Origin of the sequence: Hungatella hominis, from assembly GCF_014288005.1 — a bacterium.
Classification (GTDB): domain Bacteria; phylum Bacillota; class Clostridia; order Lachnospirales; family Lachnospiraceae; genus Hungatella; species Hungatella effluvii.
The window spans coordinates 775,834-793,623 of the sequence record NZ_JACOPB010000001.1 but is presented as its reverse complement, the minus strand read 5'-3'; the positions used below and the strand labels follow the sequence as shown (position 1 = coordinate 793,623).

At 51.8% G+C, this 17,790-nt stretch carries 16 protein-coding genes; 4 read left to right on the top strand and 12 right to left on the bottom strand.

Annotation, left to right across the window (positions count from 1 at the left end):
• Positions 1-6: 6 nt before the first annotated feature.
• Complete coding sequence (locus H8S75_RS03650; protein ID WP_187019375.1) at positions 7-1,479, bottom strand: alpha-L-fucosidase; 1,473 nt, start codon at positions 1,477-1,479, stop codon at positions 7-9.
• A gap of 227 nt (positions 1,480-1,706) precedes the next feature.
• On the opposite strand from H8S75_RS03650, the gene H8S75_RS03645 reads away from it, so the two are divergent.
• Together H8S75_RS03645 and H8S75_RS03640 are read left to right on the top strand one after the other, a co-directional pair.
• Positions 1,707-2,645 (top strand): AraC family transcriptional regulator, encoded by a 939-nt coding sequence (locus H8S75_RS03645; protein ID WP_187019373.1) that lies wholly within the window; start codon positions 1,707-1,709, stop codon positions 2,643-2,645.
• Positions 2,646-2,722: 77 nt separating this feature from the next.
• Entirely contained in the window at positions 2,723-3,556 is an 834-nt protein-coding gene (locus H8S75_RS03640) for a DUF4397 domain-containing protein (RefSeq protein WP_187019371.1), read from the top strand.
• Between the two features lie 148 nt (positions 3,557-3,704).
• On the opposite strand, the gene rplT is transcribed toward H8S75_RS03640, so the two are convergent.
• From rplT to infC, 3 genes are read right to left on the bottom strand one after another with little or no spacing between them, the layout of a single operon-like run.
• Complete coding sequence (gene rplT, locus H8S75_RS03635) at positions 3,705-4,061, bottom strand: 50S ribosomal protein L20 (RefSeq protein ID WP_002603683.1); 357 nt, start codon at positions 4,059-4,061, stop codon at positions 3,705-3,707.
• A 29-nt stretch (positions 4,062-4,090) separates the two neighbouring features.
• Complete coding sequence (gene rpmI / locus H8S75_RS03630) at positions 4,091-4,288, bottom strand: 50S ribosomal protein L35 (RefSeq protein ID WP_002603682.1); 198 nt, start codon at positions 4,286-4,288, stop codon at positions 4,091-4,093.
• A 27-nt stretch (positions 4,289-4,315) separates the two neighbouring features.
• On the bottom strand, positions 4,316-4,810 hold the full coding sequence (infC, locus tag H8S75_RS03625) for a translation initiation factor IF-3 (protein WP_025531319.1): 495 nt from the start codon (positions 4,808-4,810) through the stop codon (positions 4,316-4,318).
• 382 nt (positions 4,811-5,192) lie between these two features.
• On the opposite strand from infC, the gene H8S75_RS03620 reads away from it, so the two are divergent.
• Entirely contained in the window at positions 5,193-6,107 is a 915-nt protein-coding gene (locus H8S75_RS03620; RefSeq protein ID WP_187019370.1) for a hypothetical protein, read from the top strand.
• A 21-nt stretch (positions 6,108-6,128) separates the two neighbouring features.
• Here H8S75_RS03620 and H8S75_RS03615 read toward each other — a convergent pair whose 3' ends face one another.
• From H8S75_RS03615 to H8S75_RS03605, 3 genes are read right to left on the bottom strand one after another with little or no spacing between them, the layout of a single operon-like run.
• Positions 6,129-7,907 carry an NADH-dependent [FeFe] hydrogenase, group A6 gene (locus tag H8S75_RS03615; RefSeq protein ID WP_187019368.1) on the bottom strand — a complete coding sequence of 593 codons (1,779 nt, stop codon included), beginning with the start codon at positions 7,905-7,907 and terminating at the stop codon, positions 6,129-6,131.
• A gap of 5 nt (positions 7,908-7,912) precedes the next feature.
• Positions 7,913-10,990: an NADH-quinone oxidoreductase subunit NuoF gene (nuoF, locus tag H8S75_RS03610; protein ID WP_432764174.1), complete on the bottom strand. Its 3,078-nt coding sequence runs from the start codon at positions 10,988-10,990 to the stop codon at positions 7,913-7,915.
• Between the two features lie 44 nt (positions 10,991-11,034).
• Positions 11,035-11,562: an NADH-quinone oxidoreductase subunit NuoE family protein gene (locus tag H8S75_RS03605; protein ID WP_187019639.1), complete on the bottom strand. Its 528-nt coding sequence runs from the start codon at positions 11,560-11,562 to the stop codon at positions 11,035-11,037.
• A 417-nt stretch (positions 11,563-11,979) separates the two neighbouring features.
• Here H8S75_RS03605 and H8S75_RS03600 point away from each other — a divergent pair, with 417 nt between their 5' ends.
• Positions 11,980-12,393 carry an EamA family transporter gene (locus H8S75_RS03600; RefSeq protein ID WP_187019365.1) on the top strand — a complete coding sequence of 138 codons (414 nt, stop codon included), beginning with the start codon at positions 11,980-11,982 and terminating at the stop codon, positions 12,391-12,393.
• Positions 12,394-12,458: 65 nt separating this feature from the next.
• Here H8S75_RS03600 and H8S75_RS03595 read toward each other — a convergent pair whose 3' ends face one another.
• From H8S75_RS03595 to H8S75_RS03575, 5 genes are all read right to left on the bottom strand, one after another.
• The gene (locus tag H8S75_RS03595; protein WP_002603675.1) at positions 12,459-12,773 is read right to left on the bottom strand and encodes a DUF1540 domain-containing protein; all 315 of its coding nucleotides are present in this window, start codon (positions 12,771-12,773) and stop codon (positions 12,459-12,461) included.
• Between the two features lie 73 nt (positions 12,774-12,846).
• Entirely contained in the window at positions 12,847-14,796 is a 1,950-nt protein-coding gene (gene thrS, locus H8S75_RS03590; RefSeq protein WP_187019638.1) for a threonine--tRNA ligase, read from the bottom strand.
• A gap of 65 nt (positions 14,797-14,861) precedes the next feature.
• On the bottom strand, positions 14,862-16,247 hold the full coding sequence (locus tag H8S75_RS03585) for a sodium-dependent transporter (protein ID WP_187019363.1): 1,386 nt from the start codon (positions 16,245-16,247) through the stop codon (positions 14,862-14,864).
• Positions 16,248-16,309: 62 nt separating this feature from the next.
• Positions 16,310-17,221, bottom strand: coding sequence for an AEC family transporter (locus H8S75_RS03580; protein WP_002603669.1), 912 nt, complete (start codon positions 17,219-17,221; stop codon positions 16,310-16,312).
• A gap of 171 nt (positions 17,222-17,392) precedes the next feature.
• The gene (locus tag H8S75_RS03575; RefSeq protein ID WP_243270157.1) at positions 17,393-17,761 is read right to left on the bottom strand and encodes a hypothetical protein; all 369 of its coding nucleotides are present in this window, start codon (positions 17,759-17,761) and stop codon (positions 17,393-17,395) included.
• Positions 17,762-17,790 lie beyond the last annotated feature (29 nt).

Sequence of the window (17,790 nt, the reverse complement as noted above, 5' to 3'; positions counted from 1 at the left end):
TCCCCATCAATCCACCGATATCTTAAATACCAGCGGATAACCGCCTGACACCTTCGTCCAGATATGAAGCCCGGTTTCATCGCGGCTCCACTCCGGCGGTTCTGCGCTTCCCAGGACCTCGACCGAATGGATGATTCCATGGAATTTCGGCAGCTTCGACGCGTCCTGCTCCGCCAGGGATTCAATCACGTATTCCCCGCTTTCACTGCACGCCAGGACGGCAGCGTATAAGTAACCATTGGCCGTCGTAAACCGGAAATCCCGCGGGGTAAAATGCTTTCTGATTCTGTCGGTAAACTGGCCCTCCTCCACCTTTGTGGGACCTTCGCCGTATTTTCTCCAGACCCTGCTGCCGTATACCGCCTCGCCGTTGACCTTCAGCCATCTTCCGATTTCGAGGAGCACGTTTCTGTCCTCCTGGGATATAGTCCCGTCTGCCTTCGGCCCCACATTCAGCAAGAGACAGCCGTTTTTGCTGACAATATCGATCAGGTCGCAGATAATATCCGCCGCCGGGCGGTACTCGTTGTTTTCCGTGTAGCACCAGGAATTTAACGCGATAGCCGTGTCTGTCTGCCAGAAAAACGGCTTTACATCGGCAAACTGGCCTCTCTCCACATCGGGAACCGCCGTCCCGAACGGAAATGCATCATGCTTATAATTGATGACCACCGCTTCTCCCCACTGGACTCCGCGGTTATAGTAGTAAGCCGCCAGCTTCCGCAAATACGGTTTGAAGCTGCTGTGCTGAATCCACCAGTCGAAATACAGGACCTTCGGCTGATACCGGTCGATAATCTCGCAGGTGCGGACCAGCCAGTCGTTTAAGTACTCCTTTGTCGGCTCCGGCTTTCCATAGATGTCGTGATGGTCCGGCTCCGGCATGGCCGGCCAGTAGAAATCCCCCCGTTCCATCGGCTCCTTGATGTCGCTGTCGAACTCTCTGCCATGTCCCATGAAAAACCAGTGCTCCGCCCGATGGGACGACGCTCCGTTTACCATCCCCCTCTTTTGGCATTCCTTTGTCAGTTCTCCCAGAACATCTCTCTTCGGCCCCATCTCCCAGGCATTCCAGCGGGAAATCTCACTGCGGTACATCATAAATCCATCGTGGTGCTCCGCCACCGGCACTACGTAGGATGCCCCCGCCTCCGTAAACAAATCCGCCCAGGCGGCCGCATCAAACCGGTCCGCCGTAAACAGCGGAATAAAGTCCTTATATCCAAATGATTCGTGTTTTCCATAGACCGCCGTATGATGCTCATATTCCTTCGACCCCTGGATATACATATTGCGGGAATACCATTCATTTCCAAATGCTGGAACACTGTAGATTCCCCAGTGAATAAAAATACCGAATTTACCGTCCCGGTACCACTTCGGCGGCTCGTAGGCCGACAGCGATTCCCACGTATCCGTGTAGGGTCCCTGTTCGATCACCCGGTCGATTTTCTCCAAATACGGTTGTAAATGATACATGCTTCTCCTTTCCGTGCGCGGTTCACCGCACAACGCAGCCACTCCTGTTCTTCTCTATCATACGGAATTATGGCCTGGAATCCAAGAGAAGGAGCTGACGTATTTTACTGGTATATGTCGTGTTTTCGAATATTTATGTTTGACTTTCCTTTATTTACGGGATATGATAGTTCTGTCTGAAAACAAGAACAGAAAACTTCATTTCCGCGGCACGGAGGCGGTATTTTATGCATGATAACAGCTTAAATTTTACCTTTCCATTAGAACATGTTTCCTTCCAGGTCTCCATGGTATCCACCGGCAGAATGGTACAGTCCATCCCCGCTCACGCCCACGGCAGAGGGTGTTACGAGATTCATTATATCCGGCACGGCTCCGGGACCGTGGTGATAGACGGCGTCCCCCGGCGCGTTGGATCGAATACCCTCTATACCACCGGGCCTTCCATCCTTCATGAGCAGATTCCCGATCCGTCTGATCCCATGGTGGAATCCTGCATCTATCTGCGCGTATTCCCTGATTTCGAAAAACCGGAGCGCGGCAGCTCCCACGCCTGCCGGCGAAAGGAGACGAAGCGCGCCTCATTCCTGACGCCCTTTTTGGAACAGACCTTCTGGATGGGGCAGGATACCCAGCAGGTTCTTCCCCTGTTTGATACGATTTTTCAGGAGCTGGAACAGAAAAAGCCAGGATACAGGCCGCTTCTCTCCGCTCTCTTTCAGCAGCTGATCGTCTGTATCGCGCGCAATTATCTGGAGCCGAAGGCATATTATCCAGTTCCTGAAAGCGGCTTTGAAGATACTTCCGGGGACAGCAGCCTGTCTCTGATCGTGGAGGAAGCGTTTTTAAATGAATACCGGACCATCACGCTGGACCGGCTTGCCCGGCGGATCCACCTCTCGCCCAGGCAGACGGAGCGGCTGATCCGGCAGTATTACAACAGCACCTTTTTGAAGAAACGGACCGAAGCCCGCATAGGCGCCGCCTCTGTTCTGCTGAAAACAACGGAACTGCCGGTCGGTGAGATCGCGGAGATGACCGGCTACTCCTCCTCCGAACACTTTTCTTATGCATTTAAAACGTATACCGGCATGAGCGCCCGGGAATTTCGCAGGAAATCGTCATCCGAAGCAGGTCCGCGCCCCCTTTCGGAAAATATTTTTTAGAAAAATGCAAGATTGGGTCACTACTTTGATAAAAAACAATACAATAATTATAAAGACATCGATTAAGGATATATTTTATGACTCAATTTGAAACGCTTCCTCTTTCCGCAACACAGGCAAATGATGACGATATTGATCCTGGATTTTTAGTACCGGACTATGGCAACGTAATCCCTCCGTTTGATGAGGAGATCGATCCTGATTTTTCCGTTATGCCTCCTTACCCGGATGGCGTTATCCCGGACCGCCCTTATCCGGAAGGTCCCTCTTATCCTCCTTTTTTCCCGCCGTTCTTCCCGACACCGATGCCCTGTCTGTTCTGCAACACCAACCAGTGGGCGCGCGGCAGCATCCGTTTCCTGAATGCGGCAACCGGCTATAATGCCTTTACCATCTACATTGATAATCGTCCGGCATACTCCAACTTAAACTTCCCTGAGCTGACCAGGTATCAGCAGATCTCACAGGGCTATCACAGATTTTCCGTAGTCGGAAACGGCTATACCTACGTGCAGAAATCCATGTATGTCGGAGACGGCATGGCCACCATCGCAGTAATCAATTCGTCCACCGGACTGGATTTGACATCGATCGCCGATACCACCTGCCCGACCCCCAATGCAAACGCATGTTTCAGGGTCTGCAATCTGGCCTACTACAGCGGGCCGGTGAACACGGTCATCGGAAATGTCTATTTTAACTCGACCAACTTCAATCAGGCGGCCAGCTTCAGCTCTATGGGAAGCGGAACCTACCGGGTAAATGTTGCCCGTTCTGCCCAGCCGCAGAACACTCTGGTCTCCACTACCGTCACGCTGCGTCCAGGGCGCACCTACACCCTTTACGTATTGAACTGGAGCCCAACTCCCGATACGATCCAGACACTGCTGGTGGAAGACCGGAGAAACTGATCCTGTGAAGATTTTCACATATGTAATGGGTATTATTGAACGATGATACAGATATTGAGATGACACAGATAAAATACAGATTAAAAAAACACAAAAAATCCCCTGTAAACAATTATCACGCGTTTACAGGGGATAAATTTATCATCAATTAAGCCACTTTTGTTTTAGCAAGTTCTGCTAATTTGGCGAAGCCTTCTGCATCATTAACAGCCATGTCAGCCAGGACTTTTCTGTTTAAGTCAACACCAGCTAACTTTAATCCATGCATAAATACGCTGTAGGATAAGCCATTGATCCGTGCTGCTGCGTTGATACGGGCAATCCATAACTGTCTGAACTGTCTCTTTCTTTCTTTTCTGCCTGCATAGGAGCTGGTTAATGCTCTCATTACAGACTGCTTTGCTACTCTATACTGTTTGGAACGAGCGCCTCTGTAGCCTTTAGCCATCTTTAACACTCTGTTATGTCTCTTCTTAGCGTTCATACCGCCTTTAATTCTTGCCATCGGTTTTTCCTCCTTCTTAACTTAAGATCCTATAAATATGGTAAAATCTTCTTCATTACTTTTGCATTGGTTGCGTCTGTAACGATATCTTTTCTAAGATTTCTTTTTCTCTTTGTAGACTTCTTAGTTAAGATGTGAGATTTGTAAGCTTTGTTTCTTACAAGCTTTCCTGTACCGGTCTTTTTGAAACGCTTTGCAGCTGCTCTGCTTGTTTTTAATTTAGGCATTGTATTTTCCTCCTTGATAATGTTCTATTAACGTTTTGGTGTTAAAAACATAACCATGCTTCTTCCTTCCACTTTGGACGGCTTGTCAATAACCGCTATATCGGCTAATTCCTTTGCGAAATCCTCAAGAATATATCTTGACTTTGACATATGCGCCATCTCACGACCTCTGAAACGTAAGGTTACCTTAACTTTATCTCCTTTTTCGAGGAACTTCCTTGCGGCGCCCATCTTTGTACTTAAGTCATTTGTGTCAATATTGGGAGATAAACGAACTTCCTTTACTTCGATTACCTTCTGTTTCTTCTTAGCTTCTTTTTCTTTTCTTGCCAGTTCGTATCTGTATTTACCGTAATCGATAATCTTACAAACCGGTGGCTTTGCGGTCGGAGCAATCTTTACAAGGTCCAGTTCTGCATCTTTTGCCATCTGTAAGGCATCTCTCGCAGGCATAACCCCTAACTGTTCTCCATCTTCACCAATCAACCGAACTTCCTTGTCTCTAATTTGTTCGTTAATCATTAAATCGCTAATTGTCGTGCACCTCCTATAGTGTGTTTGGTCGGAATTCACATTACTGCCCGTCAGGGCATAAAAAAAGTAGATAGACAAACGCTACCCACCATCAAAGTCTCTACACAGTATACCTATGTAAATAAGGCTATGAACCAGGGTCACTTACTCGTGCCGTGGTGAGGCGGATACCTACTTTCCTGACTGTTGTTTCCACAACTTTTTATAGTCTACAATATAACAGAAGAAAAGTCAAGTGTTTTTTATCGATTTCTTAAACTTACGAAATTTGCAAGGAATAAGTAAAGAACAATAAGGCAGATTGTGGTATTGTAAACATATCAAATATATGATACCACAGAACCGTATTAAAAAACAGGAGGATTGAATCTTGAATAAAAAAACAGTACTGCTTACCGCCATACTTCTCACCGCAGCGCTGAGCGCCTGTTCCAGCCGCCAGGCCAGCCCGGAACCGTCGGAGGATCCGAAAGCCACAGTGGAGCTCATGACAACAGACGGCAGAGCGGAAGCGCCATCTGCCTCCGGTCCGGCGGAGGAAAGCAGCTCTTCCATCCCGGCGGAGGTCCCTTCCGATGCATCTGACAGAACCGGACGATTTTTAAAATCCACCAGTGGAGACGGCATTCTGGTCATTGACAACTACGGCCCCGTCGTCTTCACCTATGCCTCCGGCGACAGAAGCGTTTTGGATACGCTGGACAACGGCGACGCCGTTTCCATGAAGGCCGGACCGATTATGGAGACGTGGCCGGGACAGACCACCGTCTATAGCTGTGAGCTTCTCAGAAAGGGAAGACGCGATGCAGTCGATCCCGATACCCTGGAGTCCCTGATGGAGATGGGCCAGATCGCAAAAGAGCCGCTCTCCCCCATGTTCTATGCCAGAGATACCCTTTTTATCGGCACAGGCAGAACTGCCAGCCCCACCTGCGGAACGGAAGACGGCAGCTTTTCCTCCGTCATTGACAGCTTAAAGGTCCCGTCGGAAAATGGCCAATCCAACTTCGGCAGCAAGGGCGACGGCTATATATCCCTCTGGGATGGCGCCATGGCAGTCAGGGACGGCGACCATTACACGCTGTTTCTGGCAAACGGAACGTTGGAATATGAAGGCCGTTTCTTTCGTCAATCGGATTTGAGCGACGAGACGATCGCCTGGCTGGAATCCTATAACAACCTCCCGGAGGAGGGCCGCAAGTCCATATCCTACGTCCCTTATGATCTAATGCCGGAAGACAATACAGGCATAACAGCAATGGAGACGGATGCCTCAGCTCCCTGAGGAATCCGTCTCCATTCTTTTCTATACTAATTCATTATATTTTCCGCGTTTTACATAGTGGGTATGCAAAAGCTTATGGGCCAGATGGCCGCCGGGTTCTCCCAGGAACTCCTCATACAGCTTCATAAGATCCGGATTCTCGTGGGACTTTCGCAGAGGCTTGTGTTCGTCCTCGCTGTATAGCGCCGCCGCACGTTTTTTCCGGAAATCGTCCTCTTTCGGACGCGGCTGGCCGCCGCCTGCGATGCAGCCGCCAGGACATCCCATGACCTCGATGAAATGGTACGGCGAGGTGCCGTCCGCCACCTCTCTCATCAGCATGGAGGCGCCTTCCAGTCCGCTGGTTACCGCCACCTTCACTTCCACGCCTTCCAGATGCTTATACTCCAAAAGCGTGTCTTCGATGACGAAGGACGCGGTCTTAATCTGTTCCAGACCCACAATCGGCGTCACGTGAAGCCCTTCAAAGGGCAGTTCCCGTCCCGTTACCAGTTCGTACACGGTACGCAGCGCGGCCTCCATAACACCGCCGGTTACACCGAAGATATCGGCGGCACCCGTGGAGAGTCCCAGCGGCGCATCAAAGCTTCCTTCCGGCAGATTGACGAAATCGATGCCCGCCGACTTAATCATCCGCGCCAGTTCCCTGGTCGTCAGAACCGCATCCACATCCCGGGTTCCGTCTACTTCCATCTCGCCCCGTTCAATCTCATACTTCTTCGCCGTACACGGCATCACGGAGACGACATACAAATCCCGGGGATCCATGGAAAGGCGGTCCGCATAGAATGATTTTACTACCGCTCCCATCATGGTATGCGGGCTCTTACAGGTGGACAAATGGTCCAGCTCCTCCGGGAACTGGTGCTCGATGTGCTTGATCCATCCCGGTGAACAGCTTGTAATCATCGGCAGAACCGCGTCCCCTCCGGTGAGCACAGCAAAAAGCCGGTGCAGAAGCTCTGTTCCTTCCTCAATTATGGTTAAATCCGCGGAGAACAGCGTATCGAAAACGTCGTCAAAGCCCAGCTCGTGGAGGGCCGAAGCCATTTTCCCGGTAACCGGAGTTCCGCAGGGAAGGCCAAATTCTTCGCCGAGAGCCGCGCGGACAGCGGGCGCCACCTGAACGACCACGCGCTTGCCCGGGTCACCTAATGCCTTCCAAACCCGGCTTAAGCCATCCGTCTCCTGCAGCGCACCGGTGGGACAGACTACCGTACACTGGCCGCACATGGCACAGGCCGTGGAATTAAGCGGAAGCCCCATAGCCGGACTGATGACCGTATCGAAGCCGCGGTTCTGCGCCTGTATGGCCCCCACGTGCTGTATCTCGTTGCATACGGTCACACAGCGGCGGCACAGGATACATTTGCTGGTATCCCTGGTGATGGAAGGGGAAATATCCACGCTGCATTCGGAGCGCTCACCCTCCAGCCGGGTCTCCGTGATTCCCAGTTCATAGCCCAGTTCCTGGAGTTCGCAGTTCTGGTTTCTGTTGCAGCTTAAGCAGTCCTTCGGATGGTCGGAAAGCAGCAGTTCATACAGGACCTTTCTGGCCGCACGGACCTTCGGCGAATTCGTATGAACCACCATGCCATCCCTCGCCCTGACGATGCAGGAGGCCTGGAGATTCTTCATCCCATCCACCTCCACGACACAGATCCGGCAGGAACCGTATGTATGGACATCTTTTAAATGACAGAGGCTTGGGATTTTGATGCCGGCTTTGGCCGCTGCCTCCATGATGGTCGCTCCCTCTTCTATTTCTACTGTTTTTCCATTGATTGTCAGCTTTATCATCTCTCTTACCTCCTGTCACAGTGCAGGCACCGGAACGCCTCACCGATTGCGTCTAATTTGTGGAAGCCGCACGCCACTTCCTTAAAGTTGTCGATCCTCTCATCCACAGGAAGCGTTCTGACCGGGAATCTCATATGCGGTTCGGTCACTTCCATGTCGGGGATCACCGGAATCTCCAGCCACTCGCCCATATTCAGTTCTCCGCTGCCGCCTAAGTACTTGTCGATATTAACGGCCGCTTTCTTTCCGTCGGCAATGGCGTTGACGGCGACATTGGCTCCCCACGGGCTCGTATCACCTCCCGCAAACACGCCTTCCTCCGAAGTGCGGCTGGTGAACTGATGAACATCAATCCTGCCCTTTCCGTCGAAGTCCAGCTGGGTTGTCTGATGGAATTTATGATCCACATCCTGGTTGATGGCCGTTATGATGCCGTCACACTCCAGCAGAAACTCGGAGCCCTCGATATGTGCGCTTCTGCGCCGGCCATCCGGACCGTAATCCGTAAGCTGCCGTTTTACCAGCTCGATGCCGCAGACAGCGCCGTCTTTCTCTGTGATTCTCACAGGGGATGCCAGGGTGATAATGCGGATTCCCTCTTCTCTCGCTTCCTTGACCTCCTCGGCGCCAGCCGGCATTTCCCGCTCGGTTCTGCGGTATACGACCGTTACCTCCTTTGAGCCGAGCCGGACCGCCGTACGCGCCACATCCATGGCCGTGCTTCCGCCGCCTATGACGACAAGACGTTCGGGAACCGAAAGGCTCTGTTTTAAGCCGATTCGCTTTAAGAAAATAAGGCCGTTTTCCACTCCCGGTAAATCCTCACCCGGAATCCCTAAGGTTCTCGACTGCTGTGTTCCGATCGCCACGTAGACGGCGTCGCTCTGATTTTTCAATTCCTCAAAGGAGATCGCCTCCCCGATTCTTACGTTGCAGTGGATGTTCACGCCGCTCTGTTCGATGGCCTTCACCTCTTTTGCCAGCACCTCCTTCGGAAGGCGGTACTCCGGAATTCCCCAGTAAAGAACTCCGCCGGCAACACTCTCCGCCTCATATACGTGAACCTCATGGCCTAAATTAGCCAGGTAATACGCACAGGTCAAACCGGATGGTCCGCCTCCCACGACAGAAATTCGTTTCCCCGTGGCAGGCTTCGCCTCCACCTTCGGAATCTCGTATCCATCCTGAAGCACATAGTCTCCGATGAAGCGCTTTAAGGAACAGATGGAGACGGCTTCGTCCACCTGGGCGCGGCGGCAGCGTTCCTCGCACGGATGTGTACAGATGCGGCCGCAGACGGACGGGAATGGATTATCCTGGCGGATCAGCCGGTATGCGTCCTCAAACCTTCCTGCGGAGAGCAGGCTGATATAGCCAGGTACAAACACGTTGGCCGGACAGGCGTTGCGGCACGGCGACGTCTGCAGCTCGGAACAGACTCCGGCGCGGCAGTGTTTCTCGTAAATATGTTCCTCGTATTCGTTTCTGAAATAACGGAGTGTGGAAAGCACCGGATTCGGGGCAGTCTGGCCCAGGCCGCACATGGCTGTCTGTCTGATGGTCTCCGCCAGCTCCTCCAGAAGCTCCAAATCGCCTTCCTCGCCCTTTCCTTCCGTAATCCGTTCCAGAATCTCCAGCATCCGCTTTGTGCCGTTCCGGCAGGGCAGACACTTTCCGCAGGACTCATCACGGATAAAGTCCATAAAGTATCTGGCGGTATCAACCATACACGTGTTTTCACTCATAACCACCAGGCCGCCGGATCCCATGATGGCTCCCAGCTTCGCCAGGGATTCATAATCCACCGCCGTGTTTAAATGTTCCCCGGTGAGACAGCCGCCGGAAGGACCGCCGGACTGAATCGCCTTGAATTTCCGTCCTCCCGTGATGCCTCCGCCGATTTTATAGATAATGTCTCCCAGCCGTATTCCCATGGGGACCTCGATAATTCCCGCGTTGATAATGTCTCCCGCAAGGGCGAATACCTTGGTGCCTGCGCTCTTTTCCGTGCCGAACTGCCGGTACCACTCCGCGCCGTTTAAGATAATGGGCGCCGCGTTTGCCAGCGTCTCCACATTGTCTATAATCGTCGGCTTATCGAATAAGCCCCGCTCAAACGGGAACGGCGGTTTCTGCCTCGGCTCCCCGCGTTTTCCCTCTATGGACGCCAGAAGGGAGGTCTCCTCGCCGCAGACAAACGCGCCCGCGCCGATCCGGATCTCCAGATCGAACTGAAATCCGCTTCCCAGAATATCGGTTCCCAGAAGTCCCCGGTCTCTCGCCTGCTCGATGGCGGCGGAAAGTCGCTCCACTGCGATCGGGTATTCCGCCCTGACATAGACGTAACCCTTGTCTGCGCCGATGGCATAGGCGCCCAGCATCATGCCTTCTATGATACTGTGAGGATCGCCTTCCAGAATACTGCGGTCCATGAAAGCGCCGGGATCACCTTCATCGGCGTTGCAGACCATGTATTTCTGTCCGTCCTCGGACACGGCTTTCAAGCCCGATTCCCATTTGATTCCCGTCGGGAAACCGGCGCCGCCGCGGCCGCGGAGTCCGGAGGCCTTCATGATCTCCACCACCTCTTCTCTGCTTAAGCCGTCCAGTGCTTTCGCAGCAGCCGCGTAGCCATCCCTTGCAATGTAAGCTTCCATGGAGGCAAACTCCATGCGCCCGCAGTTGCGCAGCGCGATGCGGACCTGCTCTTTAAAGAAATTGATGTCATCCAGCTTCGGAATGTAGCGTTCCTCCTCCGCATCGTAAAATGTATACTCTTCACAGACCTCCCCGCCGATCAGATGGCGCTCCACAAGATCCGCCACCTTCTGCGGATTCATGGCTGTGTAGAAAATTCCGTCCGGCTCCACCAAGAGAACGGGCCCCGCCGCACACGTTCCCATACAGCCTGTCACCAGAATCTCCACCTCCGACTCCAGCTGATGCTCTGCGAGAGACATTTTGAGCGCCTCCTGTACCTCTCCGCAGTGAGAGGAGATACATCCGGCACCTCCGCAGACCAGAATCCGGCGTTTAAAGGCTTTTCTTTTTTCTATGTAATCCTTTTTTATATCTGCAAGCATGGCAGAATTTGTGATTTTATTTTCCATTCCGTTATTCCTCCTAGTTATGAGCGCTCAGCGTGCCCGTCATAATATCTTGCAAGAATCTGCTCCAGCTTATCCGGATTCACCTGCTTGTAAACCTGGCCGTCAATGGACATCGCCGGGGCCAGACCGCAGGCGCCGATGCATCGCGCCACCTCCAGCGTAAACTTCCGGTCCTCCGTCGTATCGCCGATCTTCACATCCAAAAGCTCCTGAAGCCGTTCCGATATCTTCTTTCCGCCCCGCACATAGCACGCCGTTCCGAGACAGACGCGGATCGTGTGCTCTCCTCTCGGCTGCGTGGAAAAAAAGGAATAAAAGGAAACCACCCCGGATACCTCGGACAGCGGAATATCCAGCGCATCCGCAACCGTCCTTTGTACCTCCAGGGGCAGATATCCATAGATTCCCTGCGCCATGTGAAGCACAGATATCAGCGCCCCCTCCTTTCCCCTGTACTCCGAAGCCAGCTCCCCAATCCGCCCGAGTAAAGTCTCAGGACTGCTGTCACACCCTTCGCAGCAGCAATGTTCCGTGTTTTCTTTCATCATGATTCCTACCTCCTCATTATATTGTGAAAAATTATACAAAGTTAAAGAGAGAGCAGCCTCATCAGCTGCTCTCTCTCATCCACCATGTATTATTGAAACACCAAAACCTCTTATGCTCAAAACAGTATCCCGACATCGTCATTCCTCACTATTCTGAAATCTAAAAAATTTTTAGGTAATCTAATTTTTTTATAGTCTCATACTATCATGCAGTGACAACGCCTGTCAAGCCATTGTTTTTTTTTTTGACACAATCTGCGTTGCCGCGAACGCTGCGCTCCAGGTGTTTTACGAATTTTCAGGATTGAATATTTGCGGGAAATATTTTACAATGATCCTATCAGACTTCATGGCCGCCGCACTTTATGAAGCTGCGGATGCGGTCTGAAGCATTTTAAAGGGGGAATCTCATCCATGTGGTTTTTGTTTGCTCTCCTCTCATCGGTTTTTGCCGCCCTGACCTCCATACTCGCAAAAGTGGGGATCGAAGGCGTCAATTCCAACCTGGCTACCGCGGTCAGGACCATCGTGGTCGTGATTATGGCATGGGTCGTCGTATTCATGACCAACACCCAGAGCGGTCTTCCCGATATCGGCAGGAAAAGCTGGATTTTCCTGATTCTTTCCGGCCTTGCTACCGGCGCCTCCTGGATCTGCTATTACAAGGCGCTGCAGATGGGGGAAGCCTCCAAGGTGGTGCCCGTAGACAAGTTCAGCATCGTGCTCACCGTCATCCTGGCTTTTCTTTTCCTGCATGAGCAGATCACCATCAAAAAACTGATCGGAATCCTGCTTATCACGGCCGGAACCTTTTTCATGATCCTTTAGGAGGCAAAAACACCGCATGGCAAGAAGCTTACACGCTTCCCGCCATGCGGTGTTTTTATTTTCTATTATCTTTCCCTGAATGATGCACATTCCGTGTGGCTGGCCTCACTCGCACCGTCTCCGGCGATACCGATATGATCCGCGGAACAGTGGCGGCCTTCGTTGTATACACATTTTACTGCTTCACAGTCCACTTCCAGTCTGTTTTCAGGTGTCTTGAACAGGTTATGGTAAGCACCGTCCTTATTCTCGTCAAAGCTTCCGCAGCACGTGTCACACGTGTCTTTTGCCTGCTCGCCCTCTACGATGATTGCAGCCTTACAGCAGCAGTTTTCCGCATTGTGAAGGCAGTTTGTCACGTTACAGTCCAATCTCGTCATGGAATATCCCTCCTTGAGAATTCTTAAATTCTATCGCTTCTGCAGGAGTTATTATGCGCAGGCGGGACAGGAACTATTCGACATTAATTGTTTTAATTTCCTTTGTACGGATTTCACGGCTGATGGCATCGATGAAATCGGAAAGGGACTTCTGCCCTTCGTCTCCGTTAAAACGGCTGCGGACAGACACAAGGCCGTCCTCCTCTTCCTTCTGTCCAACGACCAGCATGTACGGAAGCTTGGCCAGACGCGCCTCTCTGATCTTGTATCCGATCTTCTCCGCGCGCTCATCCACAGTCGCCAGAATACCGTTAGCCTTAAGCTCTGCTTCCACCTTTTCCGCGTAATCATGATACTTTTCGGATATCGGGAGCACTCTCACCTGTTCCGGACACAGCCATGTCGGGAACGCGCCTTCGTACTTCTCGATCAGCCAGGCCAGCGTTCTCTCATAGCAGCCCATGGAGGTGCGGTGGATAATATACGGACGCTTCTTGGTGCCGTCCTTATCCACGAAGCTCATGTCGAACCGGTCGGCTAAGAACATATCCAGCTGAATGGTAATCATGGTGTCTTCCTTGCCGTATACATTTTTCGCCTGGATATCCAGTTTCGGGCCGTAGAAGGCAGCCTCGCCCACTTCTTCCGTGTACTCGATGCCAATGTCGTCGAGAATCTTTCTCATGGCAGCCTCAACTTCATCCCACATCTCAGCATTTCCCAGATAATGGCCGGCATTCTCCGGATCCCATTTGGACATGCGGTAGGTCACGTCTTCTTCCAGTCCCAGCGTCGTCAAGCAGTATTTTGCCAGGTCCACGCAGCCTTTAAACTCCTCTTCCAGCTGGTCCGGTCTCACCACGAGATGGCCCTCGGAAATGGTAAACTGGCGCACACGGGTCAGTCCGTGCATCTCTCCGGAATCCTCGTTGCGGAAAAGTGTGGAGGTCTCGCCGTATCTGCATGGCAGGTCGCGGTAGGACTTGGGGCTCTGTTTATATACGTAATACTGGAATGGACAGGTCATGGGGCGCAGTGCGAACACTTCGTCGTCCTTCTCCTCGTCACCCAGCACGAACATTCCTTCTTTGTAGTGATCCCAGTGATCGGAAATCACGTATAAATCCTTTTTCGCCATCAGAGGAGTCTTCGTCCTCATATAGCCGCGTTTCTCCTCCTCATCCTCGATCCATCTCTGAAGCGTCTGGATGATCTTTGCGCCCTTCGGCATCAGTAACGGAAGGCCCTGTCCGATTACATCCACGGTAGCGAACAGCTCCAGCTCACGTCCCAGCTTGTTGTGGTCGCGGTTCTTGATATTGGCTAAGTACTCCAGATATTCGTTCAGCTCTTCCTTCTTCGCAAAGGCCGTTCCGTAGACACGGGTCAGCATGGCGTTCTTCTCACTGCCCCTCCAGTAGGCTCCTGAGGAAGAGGTCAGCTTAAAGGCCTTGATCGGCTTCGTGCTCATCAGATGAGGTCCTGCGCATAAATCCGTAAAGTCCCCCTGGCGGTAGAAGGAAATCTCCGCGTCTTCCGGTAAATCCCGGATCAGCTCCACTTTATACGGCTCCCCTTTTTCCTCCATAAATTTGATGGCTTCCTCACGCGGAAGCGTAAAACGCTCCAGCTTTTCGCCGGCCTTGATGATCTTCTTCATCTCGGCTTCAATCTTATCTAAATCATCCCTGGAAAAGGAAGGAGTCTCAAAATCATAGTAAAAACCGTTCTCGATGGACGGTCCGATGGCCAGCTTTGCCTCCGGATAGAGATGCTTCACCGCCTGTGCCAGCACATGGCTCGTCGTGTGACGGTAGGCCGCCAGTCCGGCCGGATCATGAACGGTCAGGATACTTAAGCTGCAGTCCTGCTCTACCATAGTTCTCAAATCCACTACCTTGCCATCCACCTCGCCTGCGCAGGCATTTCTCGCAAGGCCTTCGCTTATATCCGCCGCAATCTCATAAACGGACATCGCCTGTTCGTATTCTTTTACTGAACCGTCTTTTAATGTTATCTTCATCATTAAGTTTCTCCTTTTCTATCATCTTTCCCCTTTGTCAGAGGTAAAATTCGTTTTATACTTCATCAGGAAAGCCCTTCACCGCGCCCCAGCGTAAAATAGAGTATCACCGCGATCACAAGAGGCGCCAGAAATCTCACGATAAAACTCCACGTTCTCTTCATCACCATCGGATATCTTCCCTCCGATTCGATCTCCTCCACCGCGTTCTTCGTCCCCCATACCCATCCGGCAAACAGGCAGAAGGCCAGAGCGCCCAGAGGGATCATCAGGTTGTCCGTAAATTTTTCCATCACTGCATTCATCGGCAGCATGGTAAAGCCCTGTGAGAAATCGAGCCACGGAAGCTTAATGCCTCTCGCATCGGACTGCGACAGGGAGTATCCGGCGCTCAGCACCGTCATCGGCACCGATAAGACAATCGTGGATTTCAGCCTGCTGAAATGAAACTCTTCGCTGATAAATGCCACGCAGCTCTCAAGAATACTGATCGCACTGGTCAGCGCCGCAAAGAACAGCAGGATAAAGAACACCAGTCCGAACAGCTTGCCGCCCGGAAATCCGGCGAACACCTCCGGCAGCGCCATGAAGGCAAAGCCGCCGCCCATTCCCAGTCCTTCCGCCCCCAGCGTGACAAACACAACCGGGATGATCGCAAAGGCCGCCAGGATGGCCACCATGGTATCCAATGCGCAGATGCTGACCGCACTCTTCACCAGATGATCGTCCTTCGGAACGTAGGAACCGTACGTCACCATGATCCCCATGCCTACGGAAAGAGAAAAGAAGGCCTGTCCCAATGCCCCTACCAGCGTGTTGCCGTTAAACGACTCCGGCCGAATAGTCAGCATAAAGGCAAGTCCCTCTTTCGCCCCCGGAAGCGTGACTGCCCGGATCACGCAGGCCAAAAGGAGGAGAAACAACGCCGGCATCAGGACCTTGCTGACACGCTCAATTCCTGAAGACACGCCCTTTACCACCACATAGATGCAGAGGAGAAGAAATGCCGCTCCCCAAAGAAGCGGTTCCACCGGCTTCGCAATGAAGTCCGCGAAATACGTCTGGTACGGATTCACCGCTGCCCCGAAATGTGCGCCGCTCGCATAGACCCAGATATATTTCATCACCCATCCGCCCACAATGCTGTAGTAAGACATAATGACAAAGAGAGTCAGAACGCCGATTCCTCCCACGAATGTGAATCGCTTATCCAGCTGCCGGAACGCCCCGATCACATTTTTCTGCGTCCTCCTTCCGATTGATAATTCCGCCACCATTACCGGGAAACCAATCAGGGCGACGATAATGATATAGCAGAGAATAAATGCGCCTCCGCCATACGCCCCCACCTTTCCCGGAAACTTCCATATATTGCCCAGGCCGACGGCAGAACCTGCCGCCGCCAGTATGAATCCCACGTTGCTTGCCCACTGGCTTCTCTTCTGATGCATAGTTTCCTGTACTCCTCTTGTCTGTTCGTTTTGTTATTCCCGCGAGCGGCGGGGTTTTTGACTTACAGCAGTATAATAAGTGCGGCTGTAATCGCTGCGATGCTTATGATGATGGAGAGAGAATTGACCGCACTCGCCATCTCTACATCTCCATTTAAGGCTCCCGTAAATGCCGGAGCGATCGAGGCCACCGGACCCAGAGACACGATTGCCAGAGTCTGGCGCACTTCCAGCCCGAAGGGGGCGAAGAAATAAAAACCAACCGCCATCAGAACCGCAATGCCGTAGCGCATCACGAGAATCTGCACGATCTGTGCAATTTTTTCCCTGTCCATGTGGATTTCAAATCCGATCCCAAGCATCAGGAGCGCCAGAAACGCATTGGCGCCGCCCGCTGTATCCGCGAAGCTGATCATCACTGCCGGAAGCTGCAATTTTAAAATGCTGAGAATTGTCATGACGATATATGCGTCAAACGGAATCGAGGAAAAGAGCTTCTTCGTCATTCCCAGAAGAGACGGCTTTTCATCCTCTCCCACCACCATACCTGCCAGTGTAAACGTCATCCCTGTACACATAATGGAGTTGCCCGCGTCAAACAGACTGGTGGCCGCAAATCCCACGGGGCTTAAAAAGCTCTGCACAAAGGGCATGGTGAAATTGCCGATATTGTAGCCCGACATATTGAGCATGGCAAAGGCCCTCGTCTCCTTCGGCTTTCTTATATTGATCCCATATCCGACGGCGATCGTCACAAAATTGCAGAGAAGTCCGATTACGCACATGGCAAGCAGTGAATAATCCATGGTTATCTTGCTGAAATTCGATACAATAGCCGCCGGCAGTGTTATTTTAATCACGATATTGGAAATCAGGTAAAAATCCTTTGCGTGAAAAAAGCCCACCCGCTTCAGAATATATCCCATGGCGATGATTGCAACAAACGCAAACGCTTTTGTCAGTACTGCTGTCATATCCAGTCCCCTCCCGGCCATTGATCACGGTCATCTTTTGCTTCTTATTTCTTTCAATCCACATTCTGAGTCCAGAATACAAAACTCAGAATAACATAGCAGCTATGCTGCCATTAAAATTTGCGCACAATTTTCATCCTAACCTGTTCTGAACATTTTGTAAAGAGTAATTTACGAATCCGTTTCAATTTCTTTGTCCATATGCATTGCATAAGAGACATCCGGCCTCAGTTCCGCCTCCACACGCTCAAAATTCTCCTCCAGAACCGGAAACGGAGGCCATGCGTAATCGCAGATCAGCTGCAATGCCGCCTCTTTCACGGAAAGCGTATTGTCACTGACGATAACCATCTGCAGAAGGTCCACAATGGCGTCCTGATACGGCAGCTGATACCCAAACCACGGATCCAGAAAACGGTCCAGACAGAAAAGAAGGCTCTCCTTCTTCCCCATATCCGTTCCCATCAGGACATTCCTTATGGCCTCTATCCCGCTCTTCACGATCTCCATCTCATCATCGGTATAAGTTATGTAAGACATCTGACATCTCCCGCCGTCCTCTCATCATG

Bases quoted from the DNA above. Each gene is read 5' to 3' on its own strand.
- H8S75_RS03650 (WP_187019375.1), bottom strand. From the start codon at position 1,479: ATGTATCATTTACAACCGTATTTGGAGAAAATCGACCGGGTGATCGAA.
- H8S75_RS03645 (WP_187019373.1), top strand. From the start codon at position 1,707: ATGCATGATAACAGCTTAAATTTTACCTTTCCATTAGAACATGTTTCC.
- H8S75_RS03640 (WP_187019371.1), top strand. From the start codon at position 2,723: ATGACTCAATTTGAAACGCTTCCTCTTTCCGCAACACAGGCAAATGAT.
- rplT (WP_002603683.1), bottom strand. From the start codon at position 4,061: ATGGCAAGAATTAAAGGCGGTATGAACGCTAAGAAGAGACATAACAGA.
- rpmI (WP_002603682.1), bottom strand. From the start codon at position 4,288: ATGCCTAAATTAAAAACAAGCAGAGCAGCTGCAAAGCGTTTCAAAAAG.
- infC (WP_025531319.1), bottom strand. From the start codon at position 4,810: ATGATTAACGAACAAATTAGAGACAAGGAAGTTCGGTTGATTGGTGAA.
- H8S75_RS03615 (WP_187019368.1), bottom strand. From the start codon at position 7,907: ATGATAAAGCTGACAATCAATGGAAAAACAGTAGAAATAGAAGAGGGA.
- nuoF (WP_432764174.1), bottom strand. From the start codon at position 10,990: ATGCTTGCAGATATAAAAAAGGATTACATAGAAAAAAGAAAAGCCTTT.
- H8S75_RS03605 (WP_187019639.1), bottom strand. From the start codon at position 11,562: ATGAAAGAAAACACGGAACATTGCTGCTGCGAAGGGTGTGACAGCAGT.
- H8S75_RS03600 (WP_187019365.1), top strand. From the start codon at position 11,980: ATGTGGTTTTTGTTTGCTCTCCTCTCATCGGTTTTTGCCGCCCTGACC.
- H8S75_RS03595 (WP_002603675.1), bottom strand. From the start codon at position 12,773: ATGACGAGATTGGACTGTAACGTGACAAACTGCCTTCACAATGCGGAA.
- thrS (WP_187019638.1), bottom strand. From the start codon at position 14,796: ATGAAGATAACATTAAAAGACGGTTCAGTAAAAGAATACGAACAGGCG.
- H8S75_RS03585 (WP_187019363.1), bottom strand. From the start codon at position 16,247: ATGCATCAGAAGAGAAGCCAGTGGGCAAGCAACGTGGGATTCATACTG.
- H8S75_RS03580 (WP_002603669.1), bottom strand. From the start codon at position 17,221: ATGACAGCAGTACTGACAAAAGCGTTTGCGTTTGTTGCAATCATCGCC.
- H8S75_RS03575 (WP_243270157.1), bottom strand. From the start codon at position 17,761: ATGTCTTACATAACTTATACCGATGATGAGATGGAGATCGTGAAGAGC.